The sequence below is a fragment of the Streptomyces sp. NPDC048197 genome, assembly GCF_043202395.1.
GTDB classification, from domain to species: Bacteria; Actinomycetota; Actinomycetes; order Streptomycetales; family Streptomycetaceae; genus Streptomyces; species Streptomyces siderophoricus.
Map to the genome: position 1 here is coordinate 103,049 of NZ_JBIDAJ010000011.1, position 21,209 is coordinate 124,257.

The 21,209-nt window shown below is 73.9% G+C and carries 15 protein-coding genes; 7 read left to right on the forward strand and 8 right to left on the reverse strand.

Annotated elements, in window-relative coordinates:
- Window positions 1-214: 214 nt before the first annotated feature.
- Both ACGF4C_RS17320 and ACGF4C_RS17325 read right to left on the reverse strand, forming a co-directional pair.
- The gene (locus tag ACGF4C_RS17320) at window positions 215-2,341 is read right to left on the reverse strand and encodes a putative bifunctional diguanylate cyclase/phosphodiesterase (RefSeq protein WP_393567089.1); all 2,127 of its coding nucleotides are present in this window, start codon (window positions 2,339-2,341) and stop codon (window positions 215-217) included.
- A complete protein-coding gene (locus tag ACGF4C_RS17325; protein ID WP_393567091.1) occupies window positions 2,338-3,144 on the reverse strand; it encodes an SAM-dependent methyltransferase in 807 nt (268 codons plus the stop codon). The genes ACGF4C_RS17320 and ACGF4C_RS17325 overlap by 4 nt, the downstream gene beginning before the upstream one ends.
- A 172-nt stretch (window positions 3,145-3,316) precedes the next feature.
- Here ACGF4C_RS17325 and ACGF4C_RS17330 point away from each other — a divergent pair, with 172 nt between their 5' ends.
- The gene (locus ACGF4C_RS17330) at window positions 3,317-5,098 is read left to right on the forward strand and encodes a glycoside hydrolase family 15 protein (protein WP_393567092.1); all 1,782 of its coding nucleotides are present in this window, start codon (window positions 3,317-3,319) and stop codon (window positions 5,096-5,098) included.
- A gap of 42 nt (window positions 5,099-5,140) precedes the next feature.
- On the opposite strand, the gene ACGF4C_RS17335 is transcribed toward ACGF4C_RS17330, so the two are convergent.
- From ACGF4C_RS17335 to ACGF4C_RS17345, 3 genes are all read right to left on the reverse strand, one after another.
- Window positions 5,141-6,241 carry a GNAT family N-acetyltransferase gene (locus tag ACGF4C_RS17335; RefSeq protein ID WP_393567093.1) on the reverse strand — a complete coding sequence of 367 codons (1,101 nt, stop codon included), beginning with the start codon at window positions 6,239-6,241 and terminating at the stop codon, window positions 5,141-5,143.
- Between the two features lie 102 nt (window positions 6,242-6,343).
- Window positions 6,344-6,535: a hypothetical protein gene (locus ACGF4C_RS17340; RefSeq protein ID WP_030411097.1), complete on the reverse strand. Its 192-nt coding sequence runs from the start codon at window positions 6,533-6,535 to the stop codon at window positions 6,344-6,346.
- A 111-nt stretch (window positions 6,536-6,646) separates the two neighbouring features.
- The gene (locus tag ACGF4C_RS17345) at window positions 6,647-9,073 is read right to left on the reverse strand and encodes a SpoIIE family protein phosphatase (RefSeq protein WP_393567095.1); all 2,427 of its coding nucleotides are present in this window, start codon (window positions 9,071-9,073) and stop codon (window positions 6,647-6,649) included.
- 160 nt (window positions 9,074-9,233) lie between these two features.
- Between ACGF4C_RS17345 and ACGF4C_RS17350 the strand changes: the two genes are divergently transcribed.
- On the forward strand, window positions 9,234-10,022 hold the full coding sequence (locus tag ACGF4C_RS17350) for a VOC family protein (RefSeq protein ID WP_393567096.1): 789 nt from the start codon (window positions 9,234-9,236) through the stop codon (window positions 10,020-10,022).
- 44 nt (window positions 10,023-10,066) lie between these two features.
- On the opposite strand, the gene ACGF4C_RS17355 is transcribed toward ACGF4C_RS17350, so the two are convergent.
- Window positions 10,067-12,853, reverse strand: coding sequence for a hypothetical protein (locus tag ACGF4C_RS17355; RefSeq protein WP_393567098.1), 2,787 nt, complete (start codon window positions 12,851-12,853; stop codon window positions 10,067-10,069).
- Between the two features lie 273 nt (window positions 12,854-13,126).
- Window positions 13,127-14,638 (reverse strand): S1 family peptidase, encoded by a 1,512-nt coding sequence (locus ACGF4C_RS17360; protein ID WP_393567246.1) that lies wholly within the window; start codon window positions 14,636-14,638, stop codon window positions 13,127-13,129.
- A 302-nt stretch (window positions 14,639-14,940) separates the two neighbouring features.
- Between ACGF4C_RS17360 and ACGF4C_RS17365 the strand changes: the two genes are divergently transcribed.
- The 5 genes from ACGF4C_RS17365 to ACGF4C_RS17385 all read left to right on the forward strand — a co-directional run bounded on the left by ACGF4C_RS17365 (window position 14,941) and on the right by ACGF4C_RS17385 (window position 20,151).
- The gene (locus ACGF4C_RS17365) at window positions 14,941-15,240 is read left to right on the forward strand and encodes a DUF6506 family protein (protein WP_030411092.1); all 300 of its coding nucleotides are present in this window, start codon (window positions 14,941-14,943) and stop codon (window positions 15,238-15,240) included.
- A 188-nt stretch (window positions 15,241-15,428) separates the two neighbouring features.
- Window positions 15,429-16,457, forward strand: a complete 1,029-nt coding sequence (gene tdh / locus ACGF4C_RS17370) for an L-threonine 3-dehydrogenase (protein WP_030411091.1) — start codon at window positions 15,429-15,431, stop codon at window positions 16,455-16,457.
- Window positions 16,458-16,513: 56 nt separating this feature from the next.
- Entirely contained in the window at window positions 16,514-17,713 is a 1,200-nt protein-coding gene (locus ACGF4C_RS17375; protein WP_393567099.1) for a glycine C-acetyltransferase, read from the forward strand.
- A 31-nt stretch (window positions 17,714-17,744) separates the two neighbouring features.
- The gene (locus tag ACGF4C_RS17380) at window positions 17,745-18,653 is read left to right on the forward strand and encodes a LysR family transcriptional regulator (protein WP_030411089.1); all 909 of its coding nucleotides are present in this window, start codon (window positions 17,745-17,747) and stop codon (window positions 18,651-18,653) included.
- Window positions 18,654-18,753: 100 nt separating this feature from the next.
- Window positions 18,754-20,151: a chloride channel protein gene (locus tag ACGF4C_RS17385; protein ID WP_393567100.1), complete on the forward strand. Its 1,398-nt coding sequence runs from the start codon at window positions 18,754-18,756 to the stop codon at window positions 20,149-20,151.
- A gap of 12 nt (window positions 20,152-20,163) precedes the next feature.
- On the opposite strand, the gene ACGF4C_RS17390 is transcribed toward ACGF4C_RS17385, so the two are convergent.
- Entirely contained in the window at window positions 20,164-21,192 is a 1,029-nt protein-coding gene (locus ACGF4C_RS17390; protein WP_393567101.1) for a PHP domain-containing protein, read from the reverse strand.
- Between the last annotated feature and the right edge of the window lie 17 nt (window positions 21,193-21,209).

The window sequence follows — 21,209 nt, forward strand, 5'->3', positions numbered from 1 at the left end:
GCTGTGCCCGGGCGATGAGGCGCCGGTCGTTCTCGGACGCTGGAAGCGTCGACCACCACAACTGGCGAATGTGCTGTCCGTTGGGGCTTGCGGGGCGTTGCCCGCGCTGCCTACGGGGGTGCCAGGGCCCCATCATGGGCAGGTCCTCGGCACCGCGTCAAGGGGATATGTCCAAAATGCCGGAGAAATTATCTTCGGGGGTTCGTGGGGCCGTTCAGCCCTCCCCGTCGGCGCGGGTGCCGCCCGCCGCCTCGACGATCCGCCGGGTGATCTCCCCGGGACGCACCGGACGGCCGTAGTACCAGCCCTGTGCGCAGTCACAGCCGATCGACCGCAACCGCTGTGCGTCCGCGGCCGTCTCCACGCCCTCCGCCGTCACCGACAGCCCCAGCGAATGCGCCAGCGACACCATGCCGCCGATGATCCGCCAGCCCACCGGATCCTCTCCGGACGCGTGCAGTTCGGACACGAACGACCCGTCGATCTTCAGCCCGGAGACCGGCAGGTCCCGCAGGTACGCCAGGTTCGACCAGCCGGTGCCGAAGTCGTCCACGGTCAGCGAGACCCCCATGCCGACCAGCTCGTGCAGCGCCTGCAGCGCCGGGTCCCGCGGGCCGAGCATCGCGCTCTCGGTGATCTCCAGCTGCAGCCGGCCCGGATCAAGATCGCTCGACCGCAGGATCCGGTCGATGTCCGCGATCAGCCCGGCGTTACGGGCCTGCCGCACCGCCAGATTGACGTTCATCCGCGGCGCCGCGTCACCGAACCGCGCCGCCCAGCGCGCCGCCTGCTCACAGGCGTGCAGCAGCACCCAGCGGCCCAGCGGGATGATCAGCCCGCTGTCCTCGGCCGTGGTGATGAACTCGTCCGGGCCCAGCACCCCCAGCTCCGGATGGCGCCAGCGCACCAACGCCTCCACCGCCACCATCGCCCCGTCGTCCAGTGCGCACAGCGGCTGGTAGTCGAGGAAGAACTCCCCGCGGTCCAGCGCCATCGGAATCCGCACCGACATCGCGTACTGGCTCACCGCCACCGCGTTGCGCTGCGGATCGAACAGCGTCCAGCGGCCGCGGCCCTCCTTCTTCGCCCGGTACAGCGTCAGGTCCACGCTGCGCATCGCGGCGCTCGCCGTCGTCGCGGAGACCGGCTGCTCCACCACTCCCATGCTGGCCCTGACCACCAGCTGCTGATCGCCGATCAGGAAGGGCGGCGCCAGCGACCCCAGCACCCGCTGGGCCACCGCGATGCCCTCCTGGGGCCCCTGGCTCCCTTCCATCAGGACCGCGAACTCGTCCCCGCCCAGCCGCGCCACCAGGTGACCCAGCGGCGCCACCCCGGAGTGCAGCCGGTCCGCGACCGCCCCCAGCAGCTGGTCGCCCGCGTCATGGCCCAGGCTGTCGTTGATGTTCTTGAAGCCGTCCAGGTCCAACGAGCACAGCCCGAACCGCGCCCCCGGCCCCGGATCGTCGAACAGCGCCTCCAGCCGCTCGAAGAACGCCGTCCGGTTCGGCAGCCCGGTCAGCGGATCGTGCGTGGCCTGATGGCGCAGCCGTTCCTGCAGCCGGTGCTGGTCGGTGATGTCCTCCAGCATCGCCACCTGGTAACGGGGCGTGCCCTGTTCGTCGCGGATCAGTGAGACCGTCAGATGCGTCCAGAGCACCTCGCCGTCCCGCCGGAAGTACGGCTTGTCGCACTGGAAGTTCTCCCGCTCGCCCCTGACCAGCGCGTGGTAGGTCTCCCAGACACCGGCCGAGTCGTCGGGGTGGACCAGCGATTCGACGTTGAGCCCGCGCATGTCCTCGGCGGTGGCCGCGAACATCTCCTGCAGCGCGCCGTTCACCGCGATGAGCGTCCCGTCCAGGTCCGCGAAGCCGATGCCGATCGCCGCGCGCTCGAACATCGCCCGGAACCGGGTCTCCGACGCGTACAGCGCCCGCTCCGCGTCCCGCCGCGCCAGGTCCACCGCGCGCCGGATCGCCTCCTGCTCCCGCAGCATCCGGTCGCGCAGCGCGGCCGACCAGCCCGCCGCGAACGCCCCGGTCAGCGCGGGCCCCCGGCCGTCCGGCGCCGGCCACTCCTGGAGCAGCTCGACGGCGTGGGCGAGCACCACGGGATCGGTGAACTGGGCCTCCACCAGCAGCGCCCCGGCCCGCTCGGCCGGCCCCGGATCGAACGGCTCCTCCCCGTGGGCCCGGCTGAGCAGCTCGGCCGTGCGGTACACCAGCGGGCCCAGGACCCCCGGGCTCACCGCGGCGCCGTGGCCCTGCCGCAACAGCCGGGACCAGGAGTCGCGGAAGCGGACCGCGGCGGCGTCCACGCGCCCCCCGGCCAGGGAACTCACGGTTTCAGCCCCACTCCCGCCAGGCCGCTGATCAGCTCCGGATGCGAGCCCACCGACGCGGGATCCTGCGGACGCCACTCGGGCAGGTAGACCACCCCGGGCTCCAGCAGCCGGAATCCGTCGAACAGCGCCACGATCTGCTCCCGCGTACGCATGGTCAGCGGCGCCGACGCCCGTGCGTAGAGGTCCTCGTGCTTCTCCACCAGATCGGGCCGGCCCTCCCGCGACCCGTGCGACAGCGCCAGGGCACTGCCCGGCGGCAGCGCGGCGGTCAGCTCCCGGACGATCCGCGCCGGGTCCTCCTCGTCCGTCACGAAGTGGAGCACGGCCAGCAGCAGCGCCGCCACCGGCTCGCGCGGACGCAGTAGTTCCGCCACCGCGGGCCGCCCCAGCAGCCCCGCGGGATCCCGCATGTCGGCCTCGACCACCGCACACAGCGGGTCACCGGCCACCAGCAGTCTGCTGTGCTGCACGGCCACCGGGTCGATGTCCACGTACACCACCCGTGCCTTCGGCTGCACCACCCGCGCCACCTCGTGGACCGGGCCGAACGTGGGGAGTCCGGAGCCGATGTCCAGGAAGCGGGTGATGCCCTCCCCGGCGAGGAACTGCACGGCCCGCCGCATGAAGGCCCGGTTCGCGCGCATGATCAGCGGCAGGTCCGGCCACATCTCGACGGCCTCCCGGGCCAGCTCCCGGTCCGCCGCGAAGTTGTGCGAACCGCCCAGGTAGCAGTCGTAGACCCGGGCGACGTTCGGAACGTCCTGGTCGGTGCCCTCGGGCACCCACCGCCGCCGCGTCATGGAGCGTCCCTCCTCCCCGTGTGAGGGGGATCCCACGCTGCAGAAAAAAGCCTCCTACGATCTCATATCCACCGCAAGCGGGCCAGTCGGGCGCCGTGGAGTGTACGCCGCACGGGCGGACCGCGCGCCCCGCCGCCGTCGCGCGCAGAATGGAAACCTCCGAGGGGACGCCATGCCCGGACGCATCGAGGACTACGCCCTGCTGGGCGACCTGCAGACCGCCGCCCTGGTCGGACGGGACGGCTCGATCGACTGGATGTGCCTGCCCCGCTTCGACTCGCCCAGCTGCTTCGCCGCCCTCCTCGGCGACGAGCGGCAGGGCCACTGGCGGATCGCCCCGGTGTCCGGCGGGCCGTGCGACGGCCGCGCCTACCGCGGCGACACCCTGGTCCTGGAGAGCACCTGGCAGACCCCGGACGGCGCCGTCCGGGTCGTCGACTTCATGCCGCAGCGCGACCAGTCACCGAGACTGGTCCGCCTCGTCGAGGGCCTGCGCGGCAGCGTCGACATGCGTGGCGACCTGCGACTCCGCTTCAACTACGGCCGGATCGCGCCCTGGGTGCGGCGCACCGAGCACCACCGCATCGCGGTCGCCGGCCCGGACTCCGCCTGGCTGCGGCTCGCCCCCGGCGTGCACACCTACGGCCATGACACCAGCACCCGCTCGGAGTTCACCGTACGGGCCGGCGAGCGGGTGCCGTTCGTCCTGACCTGGCAGCCCTCCCACCTGCCCAACGCGCACCGGATCGACCCGGACCGGGCGCTGCGGGAGACCACCGACGCCTGGCGGCGCTGGACGGCCGGCTGCCGCTACGACGGCGCCTGGCGCGAGGCCGTCCTGCGCTCCCTGATCACCCTCAAGGCCCTCGCCTACCGGCCGACCGGCGGGATCGTCGCCGCCGCCACCGCCTCCCTGCCCGAACACCTCGGCGGCGTCCGCAACTGGGACTACCGCTTCTGCTGGCTGCGCGACTCCAGCATGACGCTGTCCGCCCTGCTGCGCGGCGGCTTCCGCGAGGAGGCGGCCGCCTGGCGGCAGTGGCTGGTACGGGCCATCGCCGGCGACCCGCGGGACCTGCAGAGCGTCTACGGCGTCGCCGGTGAACGGCGGCTGCCCGAGACCGCCGCCGAGTGGCTGCCCGGCTACGAGCACTCCGCCCCGGTCCGCTTCGGCAACGCCGCCGTCGACCAGCTCCAGCTCGACATCTACGGCGAGGTCGTCGACACCCTCTACCTCGCGCTGGGGGCCGGCATCCCGATGGAACGCCATGTCTGGGGCCTGCTGCGGACCTTGATGTCCTTCATCGAGGCGCACTGGCAGGACCCGGACGAGGGCCTGTGGGAGGGCCGCGGCGGCCGCCGGCACTGGGTGCACTCCAAGGTCATGTCCTGGGTCGCCGCGGACCGGGCGGTCCGGATGGCGCGGCTGACCGGCCTCCCGGCCCCCGTCGACCGCTGGCAGGCGATGCGCGACGCGGTGCACGCCGACGTCTGCGCGCACGGTTACGACCGGGAACGCGGGGTGTTCGTCCAGCACTACGGCAGCCGGGAGCTGGACGCGGCCACCCTGTTCATCGTCAAGACCGGCTTCCTGCCGCCCGACGACCCCCGGGTCGTGCGCACCGTCGACGCGGTGCGCGACGGCCTCGACGACGCCGGCTTCCTCCGCCGCTACGTGGGACGGACCGCGGTCGACGGACTGCCCGGCACCGAAGGCGCCTTTCTGGCCTGCTCGTTGTGGCTCGCCGACGCGCTGGCCGCGACCGGCCGCCGGGACGCCGCCCGGGAACTCTTCACCCGGGTGCTGTCGGCGGCCAACGACGTCGGACTGCTCTCCGAGGAATGGGACCCCGCGCAACGCCGCCAACTGGGCAACACCCCGCAGGCGTTCACCCATGTCGCGCTGGTGAACACGGCGTTCCTGCTGTCCGAGGACGCCGCCGTCGCCGCATGACCCGCCCCGCGCCCGGCCAACCCGCCCTGGCCGCTTGCCCGTTCAGCCGCGCAGTGACCCGTAGCGCCGCAGCGCGCCCCGCACCCGGGACCGCAGCCACGGCCGGGCGGTGATGAAGTCCCGTGCCGTGCGCTCGGCCGCGTCGTGCAGCAGGGCGCCGCCCGCCACCAGCGTCGGCCGCCACAACAGGCCCTGCGGCAGGGTGCGTTCCTCGGTGGTGAACGCCTGCTTGTACTCCGAGTCGCCGGTGCCCAGGTCGACGGTGGTCACCCCCCGTTCCGCCGCGGTCGCGATCACCCGGCCGAGCAGCACCGTCCCCGGCGAATGCGCCGCGTACCGGTGGTCGAAGGCGGTGACGCAACAGGTCAGCACGGTCGCCGAACGCAGCGTGAGCTGCATCGCCGCCGGCTCGTCGCCGAGGTACAGCACGGACAGCGCGCCCGTGCACGTCGGCGTGCGCAGCCCCGCCAGGACCCGCGCCAGCTCCGTACCGCGCTCCGCGGCCAGCGGATCGGACCAGCCGCTCGCCCGGTACTGCGCCGACTTCCAGCGCAGCATCGTCGCCAGCAGCCGCGGATCGCGCTCGTCGAAGACGTACCGCACCGGCACCTCACCGCGCGCCAGCCGGTTCTCGTGCTTGCGCAGGGACTTCGCCGAGGCGGGCGAACGGCGCCGGACGGCCGTGCGGTGGGCCTCGTAGCCCTCGGTCAGATCGGCCAGCGGACTGGGCACCCGTCCCAGCAGCCGGACCCCGGGCGGCACCGCGGTACCCGCCCCGCCGAGCGGCGGACCGGCCGGCTCGGCCTGCACGAACCGCCACACCGCCAGCCCGCAGGCGGCCAGCACGGCACGGTAGTCGGGCCGCGGCAGCCCGGGCTCGCAGACCAGCCCGCCCACGTCCGTGAAGCCCTTGCCGATGACCTCGCCGACGCCGTGCCCGCGCTCCTCGAAGCCCAGCCAGCCGCACCGCCCGTCGCTCTCCAGCACCGCCACCCGGGCGGCCGGCCGGACCCCGCCGACCGCCCGCGCGAAGTCCGGGGACAGCACCGGATGGGCCGGCCGGCCGGGCGCGGACAGCGCCCGCGCCCAGCGCTCGACCCGGACACCGCCGAGCGCACCGGCCGCCAGGATCTCGATGTCCATCCCTGCGCCTCCGCAATCCCGCGCCGCAGCAGCAGCCGGCGCGGGGCCGTCGGGGAGATCCGGAAGAAGACCCTCAGGAGCGTCCCCCGGAGCGCGCGGCCGTCACGGCAGATACCGCTCGATGACGCCCGGCCCCTCCTCGTCCATCAGCCGCCTGGCCCAGGCCAGGCTCGACGGGGTCGGCTCGCGCCCGGACGCCCGTACCAGGTCCTCCGGGTCGTAGGGCCGCTCGCTGCCGGTGTACAGCTCGGCCGGCCGGTGCTCGGCCGGCTGCTCCTTGCCGTTGGTCGTCACAGGTCCTCCTTCGTCCGCGCCCGCCGGGTCGCCGGGACCTCGCTTGGTTCCATGATGGGGCGGGTACCGAACACCCGCACGACGACGCCGGGCCGCGGCCCCCGCACCCGCTCAGGCCACCGGCCGCGGCGCCCCGGGATACCGCGCCGGGAAGGCCTGCTCGGTCCAGATGGTCTTGCCGTACGGCGTGTACCGGGTGCCCCAGCGCTGCACCAGCTGCGCGACGATGAACAGCCCCCGCCCGCCCTCGTCCTCACTGGCCGCGTGGCGCAGGTGCGGCGAGGTGTGCCCGGTGTCGGACACCTCGGTCAGCAGCGTCAGATCGCGCAGCAGCCGCAGGTGCAGCGGCCCCGAGGCGTGCCGCACCGCATTGGTGACCAGCTCGCTGACCGCCAGCTCGGTCGCGTACGACAGCTCCTCCAGGCCCCACTCCCGCAGCTGCGCGGTCGCCAGCTCCCGGGCCGCGCCCACCGCGGCCGGCTCGGCCGGCAGCTCCCAGGCCGCCACCTGCCGCGCGTCCAGCTCCCGGGTGCGCACCAGCAGCAGCGCCGAGTCGTCGGCGGCCGGCCCGTCCGGCAGCAGCTCGGCCATCGCCCGGTCGCACAGCTCCTCCAGCGGCCGGTGGTGCTCGCCCAGCACCCGGCTCAGGACCGCCAGCCCCTCGTCGACGTCCCGGTGCGGCGACTCCACCAGCCCATCGGTGAACAGCGCGACCAGACTGCCCGGCGGCAGTTCGAGATCCAGCGACTCGAACGGCAGCCCGCCCAGGCCCAACGGCGGACCGGCCGGCAGTTCGGGGAAGAACATCGTGCCCGACGGGTCGACCACGGCCGGCGGCAGATGACCGGCCCGGGCCATGGTGCAGCGCCGCGACACCGGGTCGTAGACCGCGTAGAGGCAGGTCACGCCGGTGGCCACGTCGTCCGGGCCGGTGGTGGTGCCGACCTGGCCCGCGCCCTCCTCCGCGGGCTGCCCCACCAGGTCGTCCAGCCGGCTCAGCAGCTCGTCGGGCGACAGGTCCAGCTGGGCCAGCGCGCGGACCGTCGTCCGCAGCCGCCCCATGGTCGCCGCCGCCTCCAGGCCGTGGCCCACCACGTCCCCCACCACCAGCCCGACCCGGGTCCCGGACAGCCCGATCACATCGAACCAGTCGCCGCCCACCCCGGCCCGGTCGTCACTGGGCAGATAGCGGTACGCCACGTCGACCGCGGACTGCTCCGGCACGTGCTGCGGCAGCAGGTTGCGCTGCAGGGCCAGCGCGGCGGTGTGCTCCCGGGTGAAGCGGCGGGCGTTGTCCAGGCACACCGCCGTCCGGGTGGCCAGCTCGTCGGCGAGCTCGATCTCGCCCTTGTCGAACACCGACGGGTGCGCGCCCCGCGTGAAGGTGACCAGCCCCATCGGGGCGCCACCCGCCCGCAGCGGCACCACCATGGAGTTCTCCGCCCGCACCATCCCCCCGGAGGACAGACTGCGGTACGGCAGCGACCCCGGCGGATACTCGATGCCGTACGGGCCGTGCGGCACGGCGTCCGGCGGGTCACCGGCGCTGCGCGTGGCCACCCGCACCAGCGGCGGCACCGTACCGTCCCCCGGCGCCGGCTCCTCGCCCTCCAGCACCGGGCGCACCAGGTCCACGGTGACCGTCCGGGCGAAGTCCGGGACCGCGACCTCGGTGATCTCCCGGGCCGTGACCGTCATGTCGAGCGTCGTCCCGATCCGGGTGCCGGCCGCCACCAGCAGGTTCAGCCGGCGTTGCGCCTGGTAGCGGTCGGTGATGTCGAAGGCGTCCTCGCACACCCCGAGGACCTGCCCGTGGGCGTCCTGCAGCCGGTAGTAGGAGCACGACCACACGTGGTCCGGGCCCGGCTCGGACGGCTGCTGGCCGACGAAGTGCAGGTCGAGGACCGGCTCACCGGTCTCCAGGACCTGCTGCATCACCGCGTCGAGCGTGCGCGGGTACCCCTCCGTCACGAACTCGCCGCCCGGGTACAGCGCCTCGGCCCGGGTGCCGAGGAACTCCCGCAGCGGCAGCCCGATCTCCCGCACGAACGCGGAGTTCCCCCAGGTCACCCGCAGATCGGTGTCGTAGATGCCCAGCCCCACCGGCGACTGGGTGGCCAGCCCGTGCAGCATCGCCTGCCGGGACTCCCACTCCTGCTGCGCGTCCAGAGCGGTCGCCACCAGGATGCAGGCCGGCGCTCCGGGCGCGGAGCCGCCGGGCGCGGTCTCCAGCGCACAGGTGGTGACCGCCACCCGCAGCAGCCGGCCGTCCCGGTGCCGTGCCGTCCCCGGCCGGTCGATGCTCAGCGAGGTGGGTGCCGACTGCCCGGGCCACGCGCTCCCGGCCGCCTCGGCGCCGGGGAAGAACGTCTCGCAGGGGCGCCCGATGACTTCCTCCGGCCGGTAGCCGAGCAGCCGCTGGGCCGCCGGACTCCACCCGATGACCAGGTCCCGGGCGTCGAGCACCGCTGTGGCCGCCCTGGTGACGTCGAGGGGACCACGGAAGTCGGCGATCTCCGCCGCGTTCCATGCGTTCATGGCATCAACCCAGCCCGGTTCAGTACCTACAGCATCGAGCCTGATCAAGACCGGCACAACTGCGCTGCCCCGCGCGGGGCGCCCCGGTGCGGCCCCGCTGCGTCGCTGGCACAGTGGGAGGGGGTCCGGTGGGGGTGCGAAGCGACAGGAGGCAGATGTCATGTCGGCCCATGGCCCCACGACCCCGGTGCGCGGCGCTCCGTGCTGGGTGAGCCTGATGGCCCGCGATCTCGAATCGGCGCAGGAGTTCTACTCCGCCGTCCTCGGCTGGCGGTTCCGCCCGGCCAGCCTCGGCCAGGAGTTCTCCGTCGCGATGGCCGACGGGCAGCCGGTGGCCGGCATGGGCGCCCTCGCCCAGAGCTTCCAGGTCGCGGTGGCCTGGACGTCGTACTTCGCGGTGGAGGACGCCGATGTGACCGCCGACCGGATCCGCGAGCGCGGCGCGACCGTCGCGGTCGGCCCGCTCAAGCTCGGCCCCGGACGGGCCGCGCTGGCCGCCGACCGGGACGGCGCCACCTTCGGCTTCTGGGAGGGCCAGACCCTCGCCTGGTCGGTCGGGCAGGGCCGCGCCCCCGCCTGCCTGGAACTGCGCACCCGCGACGCCTTCGAGGCCGCCATCTTCTACGCCGAGGTCTTCGAATGGGCCTCCGGCCGGCCCGGCGGCTGCGACGTCACCTACGAACACGACCAGGTCATCGTGCACGACGGCACCCACACCGTGGCCACCCTGCGCGGCGGCGGGGTGGAGGCCGCCCCGGACCCGCGGGTGCGGCCGCGCTGGCACGTGCACTTCCCGGTCGAGGACATCGAGAAGGTGACCGCCGCCGCGGTCGCCGCCGGCGGGACCGTCACCCCGGTGACCGCGACCGCCGACGGCAACGGCAGCCAGGCCGTCGTCCGCGACCCCGACGGCGGCCTGTTCACCGTCACCTCGTCCGAAGCCCCCTGACCCGCGCCGGACCGCGCCCCGGCCGGCCGGTGCGTCAGCCCGCCTCAGCCCTCCTCCCGTTCCAGCGCGGGACACCACGCCGCCTGCTTGCGCCCGCCGACCCGGCCGCAGAATCCCGCCTGGACGGGCCGCCCGCTCTTGTCGATGTGCTGCACCGACAGCAGCTTGTCCAGCGGCACCTGGCGGTCCACCTCACCGCCGAAGCTGATGATCCCGCTCGCCCCGTCGAGCGCCCCGTCCCCGTGCACCCCGCTGATCGCATGCCACACCGCGGGCGGTGTCAGCGGCATCTGCGCGGCCTCCTCCCGCAGCTGCTTGACCGCGTTGACGTACAGCTTCACCGCGTCGAACCCGAGCGCCGCATGCCCGTCGAGCGAGGAGTTGGGGACCTTCGCGCAGTCCTCGGGGAACAGCCGGCTCAGCTCCGCGTACAGCTCGCTGGTGCCGTCGCAGTGCGCCGATCCGAGCGTGAAGTCCAGGAAGTCGTACGGGATCCCCGGATAGTGCCCCCGGCGGTCCGCGTCCGCCGCCAGCCGGGCCACGTCGTCACCGCCGATCAGCACCGGCGGAGCGGAGTTGCAGGACTCGTTGATCCCGCCGAGCAGCGACTCGAAGTCCTCCGAGCGCCCCGCGAAGAACACCACCCCCGGGTACGAACAGCTCCGCTGCCCCACCGTGCCGGGGCCCGGGGCGTCCGACGAGGGCTCCTGGCCGGGCGGCGGGGGCGGCGTGAACGACGTCCGCTCCACCGCGAACTCCCGCGCCCGGAAACGCCGTTCGACGTCGTCGCTGAGCGTCCGGCTGTAGGTGTCGCTGGGATCGGCGGACGCGATGATCCGCACCCGCCGGGCCGGTCTGCCCGCACCGGTCCGCACCACGTGGTCGGCGTAGGCCGCGGCGACCTCCGCCTCCCGGGTGTTCTGCGGCGACACCTGGAAGTACATCGGGGACTGGCGCACCAGCGAGTCCGCGGACAGCGTGGTCGCCACCATCGGCAGCCCCACCGCGGTCAGCTTCCGGATCGTCCGGTTGGTCGCCTCCCGGCTCTGGTCCAGCCCGGTGACCCCCACCAGGGACGCGTCCTGCTGCTTGAGGCGGTCCAGGATCTCCACCACCCGCGTGCCGAACCGCATCCCCGACCCGGCGTTCGCGGGGAAGATCCGCAGGATCGGCTCGGTGGCCCCGCTGCTGCGCAGCTGCCGGGACTGCGCGCTCGCCGCCCCCTGCAACGCCTCGCGCCCGTAGGCGAGTTGTCCGGTGAGCTTGCCCGAGACGCTGAGCAGCGCGGACAGATGCACCAGCGTGACGAAGGGCCGCTCCGGGGACGCCGCATGCGCCTGCTCGGCGAGGGCGTTCTGGTCGTAGATCTTCTGCAGGGTCCGGTCCAGCGACGGATCGGGGGAGTGGAAGGTGAAACCGTGCCGGGCCACCCCGATGCACTCACCGGTCTCCGCGGTGCGCAGGGTCTCCGCGTCGGCGTTGAACCGGCCGAGCCCGCAGTGCGCCTGCCGGTACCGGCGCTCCGCGCCCAGCACCAGGCCGCCCGCGCCCAGGAGGGCGACGGTGACCGCGCAGACCGCCACGACGGACACCACCCGGCGCGCCCACAACGGTGGTTCGGGGATCCGCAGCCGTGCATCCTGCGCCACCTCCAGCCGCCGGGTCAGCTCGTAGCTCTCCTCGGACGGCGGCATCAGCCGCGGCACGCTGACCGGCAGGTACCAGGGGGCGCGGTTGCGGGCCCGGCCCTGGTGCAGGAAGGTGTCCCGCCAGCCGCCGTAGAGCCGGTCGGTCAGCTCCCACAGCTCGCTGCGGCCCCAGTCCGCCCGGGCCCGGCTGCCCTCGGCCGGCGGCTCGGCACCGCAGGCGATGATCAGCAGCGGGTCGAAGGCGCCGGTCTCGTTGCGGACGTCGATGACGGCCTGGAGCAGCGCATGACCGCAGGTGTCCGGGCCCACCCCGTCGAGCAGCGCGACGCAGTACGCGGTGCGCCGGGCCGTACGGGGCCGCCACGGACGGCGGCGGAAGGCGACCCGCAGATCCTCCAGGAACGCGTTGACCATCAGCTTCCGCAACTGCTCCGGGTCCTCGACCTGGTTGTGCGGTGCGGTCAGCCGCTCGGCGAAGCCGATGAAGGTGCCCGGGTCGCGCGGGGCGAGGTAGGGCTGGTTGAGCAGCCAGCGGTACTCCCGGCCCAGGCCGCGGCGGACCCGGAACCAGGCGAGCGGGAAGACGTGCACCGCGAACAGCCACACCCACCAGGGCACCTTGCCGTCGACCGCCAGCTCGGTCTCCGGGGAGCGCAGCAGCCCGAACATCCGCCGCCGCCGGAACTCCCGCTCCCGCAGCCCCTGTAACAGGGTGTGGTCGGTGCCCTCCATGTCGCCCAGGTCGTCCGGGCGGTTGCCGGTGCCCACCTGGGTCAGCCAGTTGACCAGGCCGAACCGGCGGAAGCGGACCCGGCCGTCACTGCCGTTGACGCTTCGGGCGAAGCCCTGCGCCAGCCGTTCCAGGGTCCGCCGCACCGCCTCGACGGACTCCGGCTCGGACCGTGGCGCGCCGGCCGCGAGGTCGTGGAGCACGTGCGGCACCCGGCGCGGATCGGCGTGGCTGAGGAAGTAGCCGATGCCCTTGGCGAGTGCGGTGTGGTCCGGACCGGCCACCAGGCAGAGCACCGGCAGGCCCTCCCGGCCCTGCGCCACGCCGCGGTGCCGCACCGGTTCCGGACACTCCCGCCGGCGTGGCCTGCGGGTCAGGTCGGCGATCAGACGGAGCAGATGGCCTGCTCCGCGGAAGACGGGGATCTGGGAATCGAGTTCGTTCGACGCCATGGTGCCCCTGAGGACGGGTCGGAGTAGGGCCGGTATTCTGACACCGCGTCCCAGGCGGTCGCTATGGTTCCGCCGCACTCAAGGATCCCGTCGCCACCAACGTCCCCGCCCGCCCTGGGGATGGGGGCGGGCGGGGCGTCAACTGCGCCGTTACTGCCGGGTGTTGCCGTCAGACGTTGCCGTCAGACGTCGCTGTCGGATGGCGTTGTCGGATGTCGTTGTCCGATGGTGCTCTCGGATGCTGTGGTCGGACGTCCTGGCCGGACGTCGGGATCAGTTCAGCGAATCGGTCAGCGAATCACCCCCGGCACTCTGGGCACTGCCGGCACCCTGGTCGGCACCCGCACTCTGGTCACCACCGGCGCTCTGGTCCCCGCCGGCACTCTGATCGCCACCGGCGCCCTGGTCGCCGCCCGCGCCGCCCGCGCCGCCCGCGGCGGCGCCTCCGCTGCCGTCGCCTCCGCCGGCGCCGATCTCCGCTCCGGTGGCCTTGAGCGCGTCGGTGACCGGCTGGAAGAAGGTCTCGCCGCCCTGGGTGCAGTCGCCGCTGCCGCCCGAGGTCAGTCCGACGGCGGCGTCACCGGCGAACATCGAGCCGCCGCTGTCGCCCGGCTCGGCGCAGACGTCCGTCTGTATGAGGCCGTTGACGATGTCGCCGTTGCCGTAGTTGACCGTGGCGTCCAGCCCGGTGACGGTGCCGTCGTGCACCCCGGTGGTGGACCCCGAGCGCTGCACCTTCATGCCGACGGCGGCCTCCGCGGCCTTGGTGATCTGCTGGGTGGAGCCGTTGCCCAGGTCCACCGCGCTCTGCGGCTGGGCGCTCTTGTCGTCGTAGGTGACGATCGCGAAGTCGGTCTTGGGGAACTGCGAGTCCTGCACGCTGCCGAGCGGCTGGCTGCCGCCCTGGTCCGCGGACCAGGTGGGGGAGTCGTTGCCGCAGTGGCCCGCCGTCAGGAAGGCGGGCGCCCCCTTCACCGTGACGTTGAACCCCAGCGAACAGCGGGCGTTGCCGCCGAAGATGGCGCTGCCGCCGATCGGCCCCGCGGCCGAACCGCCGCCCTGCTGCCCGCCGTTGCCCTGTCCGCCGTCGCCCTGCCCACCGCCCTGTCCGCCGTTGCCCTGACCGCCGCTCTGCTGTCCTCCGTTCGCCTGGCCGCCGTTGGCTCCCTGGCCCCCGTCGGCCCCCTGGCCCCCGTTCTGTCCGTCGCCGCCCGGCGGGGTCCCGGGGTCCTCGCCCGTCGCCCCGCCGTCGAACCGCCGGAACTCGCCCTGCGACCGCTTGACGGTGACCATGCCCGCGCCCATCCCGCGGGTGGCCTTGGAGAGCGTGGCCATCTTCGCGCCGGTGACCGTCTTGTCGGCGACCACCACGATCTTGTTGGTCCGCGGGTCGATCGACCAGGCGGTGCCGGGGACCGAGGCGGTCTCGCGCAGCGTCTTCGTCCCCGCCTTCAGCGCGGTCATGCTGTTGTGCACGACCCTGGCGACCGCCCCCTTGGCCTGCACCCGCTCGGCGGCGTCCTGCGACAGCACGTTCATCACCAGGTGGCCGTTGGCGCCGTCCAGGTACCAGCCGGCGTTGTCACCGCCGAGGTCCGACTTCAGGGCCGTCGCCAGCTGTGTCGCCGCGGAGGCGCTGAAGGTGCGCGGGGCCGGCGGCCGGTCGGTGCTCGCGTTGGCGTTGGGGAGCAGGATCGCCGCGCCCATGACGGCGGCCGCGGCGGCACCGATGACGACGCCGGTCCGCTTGTTCACATGTCGGTGGCTCACTTCACTGACCTCCAGGGGCCGCACAGGAACGGAGCACACGGAGCGCCGTGGTGCGGCGCGGCGCGCCCCGTGTGTGGTTGCATCCAGTCCTACGGAGTCCGCCGCACCCCCGGCTCAGGCCCGCTCAACCTGTGATGAATTCCGCCGGCCGCGTCCCCGGCGCCCTACACTCCCGCGCCCGGCCCGCGCGGGACCGGCGGGGTGTGACCGGCGGGGCGTGACCGAATCCGTGCCCTCGGCGCCCCGGCTCTGCTTGGCTGGTGCCCTCGGCGATCACCACGACCGGGCGATCGCCACGACCACGGGAGGTCCACGGCATGGCACTCACCCACTGGGGGTTCATCTACACGGCGGCCGGCAGCGCCGCCGGCGGCGAGGTCAACGTCGTGGACACCGGCGCCTGCCGCAGCGTGTTCATCGGGGTGACCAAGCCCGAGGAGGGCGTCGAGGCCGCCCGCAAGCTGGTGGCCGACGGGGTCCAACTGATCGAGCTGTGCGGCGGTTTCGGGCCGGTCTGGGCCGGCCGGATCATCGACGCGATCGACGGCGCGGTCCCGGTCGGCACGGTCGGGTACGGGCCCGAGGCGGTCGACCAGGTCCACGCGATCTTCTCCTGACCCGGGCCGTGGCCCGTCCGCCCCGCCGCGGGCCCGCGGCGGGGCGTGAAGATCAGCTGTCACCGCGCTTAAGAAAACCTCGATGGACCCGGCGCCCGTCGTACGGAAGATTTTCCGGCGGAGATCGGGTGGCCGGAACATCACTGCCCCCGACACGTCATGCACTCTTACGTACGGGAGCCGTCGCGGTGAAGGCACTGGTCAAGCAGAAGGCGGAGCCGGGCCTCTGGCTCACGGAGGTGCCGGAACCGGCCATCGGCCCGGGCGACGTACTGATCAAGGTGCTCCGCACCGGCATCTGCGGCACCGACCTGCACATCCGCGCCTGGGACGGCTGGGCGCAGCAGGCACTCGCCACCCCGCTGACGATCGGCCACGAATTCGTCGGCGAGGTGGTCGCCACCGGCCGCGACGTGGCCGACATCGCGGCCGGCGACCTGGTCAGCGGCGAGGGCCACCTGGTCTGCGGCAAGTGCCGCAACTGCCTCGCCGGCCGCCGTCACCTGTGCCGCGCCACGGTCGGGCTCGGCGTCGGCCGGGACGGCGCCTTCGCCGAGTACGTGGCACTGCCCGCGACGAACGTGTGGGTGCACCGCGTCCCGGTGGACCTCGACATCGCCGCGGTCTTCGACCCGTTCGGCAACGCCGTGCACACCGCGCTGTCGTTCCCGCTGGTCGGCGAGGACGTCCTGATCACCGGCGCGGGGCCGATCGGCCTGATGGCGGCGGCGGTGGCCCGGCACGCCGGCGCCCGCAACGTCATGATCACCGACGTCAGCGAGGAACGGCTGGCCCTCGCCCGCAAGATCGGCGTCAGCCTGGCGCTCAACGTCGCCGAGGCGGACATCGCCGACGGGCAGCGTGCGCTCGGTCTGCGCGAGGGCTTCGACATCGGGCTGGAGATGTCCGGGCGGCCCGAGGCGGTGCGCGACATGATCGCCAACATGACGCACGGCGGCCGGATCGCCATGCTCGGCCTGCCCGCCCAGGACTTCCCCGTCGACTGGTCGCGGATCGTCACCTCCATGATCACGATCAAGGGCATCTACGGCCGGGAGATGTTCGAGACCTGGTACGCGATGTCCGTCCTGCTCGAAGGCGGGCTGGACCTCGCCCCCGTGATCACCGGCCGGTACGCGTACACCGACTTCGAGGCCGCCTTCGACGACGCCGCGAGCGGCCGCAGCGGCAAGATCATCCTGGACTGGACCGCCTGAGCACGGCCGGACCGCGCCCGCCCCGTCACCACCCCCACCCTCCTGGAGAACCCCTGATGTTCCACTCCGTACGCGACGAACTGCGCGGCACCCTCGACGAGATCGTCGCCGCCGGCCTGCACAAGCCCGAGCGGGTCATCGGCACGCCCCAGTCGGCGACCGTCGGCGTCACCGCCGGGGGCAACCCCGGTGAGGTCCTCAACTTCTGCGCCAACAACTACCTCGGTCTCGCCGACCACCCCGAGGTCGTCGCGGCCGCCCACGAGGCGTTGGACCGCTGGGGCTACGGCATGGCGTCCGTGCGCTTCATCTGCGGCACGCAGGAGGTGCACAAGGAGCTGGAGGCGCGGCTGTCCGCGTTCCTCGGCCAGGAGGACACCATCCTGTACTCCTCCTGCTTCGACGCCAACGGCGGCGTCTTCGAGACCCTGCTCGGCCCGGACGACGCGGTCATCTCCGACGCCCTCAACCACGCCTCCATCATCGACGGCATCCGGCTGTGCAAGGCCCGCCGCTTCCGCTACGCCAACCGTGACCTGGCCGATCTGGAACGGCAGTTGAAGGAGGCCACCGAGGGCGGCGCGGGCCGCAAGCTGATCGTCACCGACGGCGTCTTCTCCATGGACGGCTATGTGGCGCCGCTGCGCGAGATCTGCGACCTGGCCGACGCCTACGACGCGATGGTGATGGTCGACGACTCGCACGCGGTCGGCTTCGTCGGCGCCGGCGGCCGCGGCACCCCCGAACTCCACGGGGTCATGGACCGCGTCGACATCATCACCGGCACCCTCGGCAAGGCGCTCGGCGGCGCCTCCGGCGGCTACGTCGCGGCCCGCGCGGAGATCGTCGCCCTGCTGCGCCAGCGCTCGCGGCCGTACCTCTTCTCCAACTCGCTCGCCCCGGTGATCGCCGCGGCCTCGCTCAAGGTGCTCGACCTGCTGGAGTCGGCCGGTGACCTGCGCGAGCGGCTGCACGCCAACACCGCGCTGTTCCGCTCCCGGATGACCGAGGAGGGCTTCGACGTCCTCCCCGGCGACCACGCCATCGCGCCCGTCATGATCGGCGACGCCGCCCGGGCGGCCCGGCTGGCGGAGCTGCTGCTGGAGCGCGGGGTGTACGTGATCGGCTTCTCGTACCCGGTCGTGCCGCAGGGCCAGGCCCGGATCCGCGTCCAGCTGTCCGCCGCGCACTCGACGGACGATGTCAACCGTGCCGTGGACGCCTTCGTGGCCGCCCGGGCGGAACTGGAGTCCTGACCGGCGCGTCCGGCTTGGGATAATTGACCGCATGATCGAAGCACGCCGGCTGCACATCCTCCGTGCGGTGGCCGACCACCGCACGGTCACCGCCGCGGCCGCCGCGCTCTACCTCACGCCCTCGGCGGTGTCCCAGCAACTGGCCGCGCTGGAGCAGGAGACCGGCCACCGCCTGGTGGAGCGCAGCGCCCGCGGCGTCCGGCTGACCCCCGCGGGCGACATCCTGCTCAGCCACGCCAACGCCGTCCTCGCCCAGCTGGAACGCGCCGAGTCCGAGCTCGCCGCGTACGGCTCGGGCGAGGCCGGCACGGTCACCGTCGCGTCCTTCGCCACCGGCATCGGCCTGGTCGTCGCGCCCGCGCTGACCGCGCTGGCCGGCTGCGCGCCGGGCATACGGGTCCGCGTCCAGGACGCCGAGGGCGACGCCAGCCTGCGGATGGTCCTCGACCGGCAGGTCGACGTCGCGGTGGCCGTCGAATACCGGGGCGCGCCCCGCGCGGACGATCCCCGGCTCACCCGGGTCCCGCTCTACGCCGAACCCTTCGACGCGGTCCTCCCGCCCGGCCACCGCCTGGCCGAGGCCGACCGGGTCGCCGTCGCCGACCTCGCCGGCGACCCCTGGATCGGCCCCTACCCCGGCAACCCCTGCCACGACGTGGTCGTCCTGGCCTGCGAGTACGCCGGTTTCCAGCCCCGGCTGGAACACTCCTCCGACGACTTCCGGGCGGTGGTCGCGCTCGCCTCGGCCGCGGCCGGGGTGGCGCTCGTGCCCCGCTCGGCGCTGCGCGACATGGACCTGACCGGCGTCGTCGTCCGCCCCCTCGACGATGTCGCCCCCACCCGCCGGGTCTTCGCCGCGGTACGCCGCGGGGCCGAGGACCATCCCCTGTTCCACCCCGTCCTGACCGCGCTCCGGGAGGCGGCGGCCGCGCAGGGCTGACCGGCGTTCGGGTGCTTCGGGCTGATCCGGACGGCGTCCTTCCGGGCCGCCCGGTCCGGCCGTGGCAGGCTCGTCCCGGCTGCGGCGAGGAGGCGAGGCGATGTCGGTCGGCCCCACCGGCCAGAGCGGTCCCACCGGCCCGGGCGGCCCCACCGGCCCGGACGGCACACCGCCGGCCGCCGCGCCCCCCGATCCCTACGCACCGGTGCGCACCCGCGGCTATCCGAAGCTGCTGCTGACCTCGGCGGTGATCGGGTTCCCGGTCTGCCTGGTCGCGTTCGGCTTCCTCGCCGTCGTCCACGCCCTGGAACCGCTGCTCTACGACGACCTGCCGCGGGCACTGGGCTTCGCCGGCGCGCCGCTGTGGTGGCCACTGCCGCTGCTCGCGCTCGCCGGGCTGGTGACCGGGCTGGCCGTCCGCCACCTGCCCGGCAACGGCGGCCACGAACCGGCCGACGGACTGGCGCTCGGCGGCCCGCCCGCGCTGTCCGCACTGCCCGGCGTCGCGCTCGCCGCGCTGGCCTCGCTCGCCTTCGGCGCGGTGCTCGGCCCGGAGGCACCGCTGATCGCCCTGGGCGGCGGGCTGGCCGCGGGCGCCGCCCGGCTGACCGGGCGGCGGACGGACGCCGGGACGGTGGCCGCGGTGGGTGCGGCCGGCAGCTTCGCCGCGATCAGCGCGCTGCTCGGGTCGCCGCTGCTGGGCGCGTTCCTGCTGATGGAGGTCTCCGGGCTGGCCGGCCCGATGCTGGGCATGATGCTGGTGCCCGGCCTGCTCGCGTCGGGCATCGGGGCGCTGGTCTTCACCGGGCTGGGGGACTGGACCGGGCTCGGCACGTACTCCCTCGCGCTGCACGACGTCCCGCGGGCCACCGGGCCCACCCTCCCGGAATTCGGCTGGGCCCTGGTCCTCGGGGTGGCCGCCGGGTTCGCCGGCACCGGGGTCCGGCGGCTGGCGCTCCGGCTCAAGCAGCGGGTGGCCCGCCACCGGGTACCGGCCACGGTGCTGATGGGGCTGGTGGTGGGCGCGCTGGCGGTGGGCTTCTCCGCCGCCACCGGCAAGCCCGCCCAAGAGCTGCTCTTCTCGGGCCAGTCGGCGCTGGGGACGCTGTTCCACGACAGCGCCGGATACTCGATGGCGGCGCTGCTGCTGCTCCTCCTGGGCAAGGGCCTGGCGTACTGCGTGTCGCTGAGCGCCTTCCGGGGCGGGCCGATCTTCCCGGCGCTGTTCCTCGGCGCGGCCGGCGGGGTGGTGCTGTCGCACCTGCCGGGCCTGTCGCTCACACCGGCGTTCGCGATGGGCGTCGGGGCGATGGCGGTGGCCATGCTCCGGCTGCCGATGACGTCGGTGCTGATGGCGACGCTGCTGATGGGCCGCAGCGGACTCACCGTGATGCCGCTGGTGATCGTCGCCGTCGTGGTCGGTTACGTGGTGACGCTGCGGCTCACCCCGGCCCCCGCCGCGCCCGGCCGCACCGCCCCGGCGCCGTCGGCGGCCTGAGGAGCGGGCCGTTCAGCGCGGGGTGCGTCCGGTGGCCGTCCAGGTGGTCAACTGGCGCTCGGTCCAGGTGTTGATGACCCGGTCCGCCGGTACGCCGCACTCCTCGGCGCGGGCGCAGCCGTAGATCTGCCAGTCCAGCTGGCCCGGGGCGTGCGCGTCGGTGTCGACGGAGAACAGCGTCCCGGCCGCGACCGCCCGGCGCAGCAGCCGGCGCGGCGGATCCAGCCGCTCGGGGCGGCAGTTGATCTCCACCGCGGTGCGGTGTTCGGCACAGGCCGCGAAGACCTCGTCGGCGTCGAACTCCGACTCCGGGCGGCCCCGCCCGGTCAGCAGCCGCCCGGTGCAGTGCCCGAGGACGTCCACCAGGGGATTGCGCACCGCGGCCACCATCCGCCGGGTCATCGGCGCCCTGTCCATCCGGAGCTTGGAGTGCACCGAGGCCACCACCACGTCGAGCCGCTCCAGCAGCTCCGGTTCCTGGTCCAGGGAGCCGTCGTCGAGGATGTCGCACTCGATCCCGGTCAGCAGCCGGAACGGCGCCAGCTGCGCGTTCACCTCTGCCACCAGCTCCAGCTGCTCCCGCAGCCGTTGCGGGGACAGCCCGCGGGCGACGGTGAGCCGGGGGGAGTGGTCGGTCAGCACGCACCACTCGTGCCCCAGGTCGCGGGCGGCCCGGGCCATCACGTCCACCGGGCTGCCGCCGTCCGACCAGTCCGAGTGCAGATGGCAGTCGCCGCGCAGGGCCCGCCGCAGCCGCTGCCCCTGCTCCCCCTCGACCAGCGGGGCGCCGGCCTCGTCCTCCAGATGCGCCAGATAGGTGGGCCGCACGCCCGCCAGCGCCTCTTCGACCACCCGGGTGGTCTTGGGCCCCAGCCCCTTGAGACGGACCAGCGTGCCCTGCCGCGCCCGGTCGCGCACCTCGTCGTCCGACAGCGCGCCCAGGGCGGCTGCCGCCCCGCGGAACGCCTGTACCCGGTAGGTCGCCGCGCCCTGCCGTTCCAGCAGGAACGCGATCCGCTCCAGCGCGTCGACGGGCTCCACGTACGGCTCCTTCCGGG

Excerpts from the sequence above, each read along its gene's own strand:
- ACGF4C_RS17325 (WP_393567091.1), bottom strand. The coding sequence starts at position 3,144 with ATGACGCGGCGGCGGTGGGTGCCCGAGGGCACCGACCAGGACGTTCCG.
- ACGF4C_RS17330 (WP_393567092.1), top strand. The coding sequence starts at position 3,317 with ATGCCCGGACGCATCGAGGACTACGCCCTGCTGGGCGACCTGCAGACC.
- ACGF4C_RS17335 (WP_393567093.1), bottom strand. The coding sequence starts at position 6,241 with ATGGACATCGAGATCCTGGCGGCCGGTGCGCTCGGCGGTGTCCGGGTC.
- ACGF4C_RS17345 (WP_393567095.1), bottom strand. The coding sequence starts at position 9,073 with ATGAACGCATGGAACGCGGCGGAGATCGCCGACTTCCGTGGTCCCCTC.
- ACGF4C_RS17350 (WP_393567096.1), top strand. The coding sequence starts at position 9,234 with ATGTCGGCCCATGGCCCCACGACCCCGGTGCGCGGCGCTCCGTGCTGG.
- ACGF4C_RS17355 (WP_393567098.1), bottom strand. The coding sequence starts at position 12,853 with ATGGCGTCGAACGAACTCGATTCCCAGATCCCCGTCTTCCGCGGAGCA.
- ACGF4C_RS17365 (WP_030411092.1), top strand. The coding sequence starts at position 14,941 with ATGGCACTCACCCACTGGGGGTTCATCTACACGGCGGCCGGCAGCGCC.
- ACGF4C_RS17375 (WP_393567099.1), top strand. The coding sequence starts at position 16,514 with ATGTTCCACTCCGTACGCGACGAACTGCGCGGCACCCTCGACGAGATC.
- ACGF4C_RS17380 (WP_030411089.1), top strand. The coding sequence starts at position 17,745 with ATGATCGAAGCACGCCGGCTGCACATCCTCCGTGCGGTGGCCGACCAC.
- ACGF4C_RS17385 (WP_393567100.1), top strand. The coding sequence starts at position 18,754 with ATGTCGGTCGGCCCCACCGGCCAGAGCGGTCCCACCGGCCCGGGCGGC.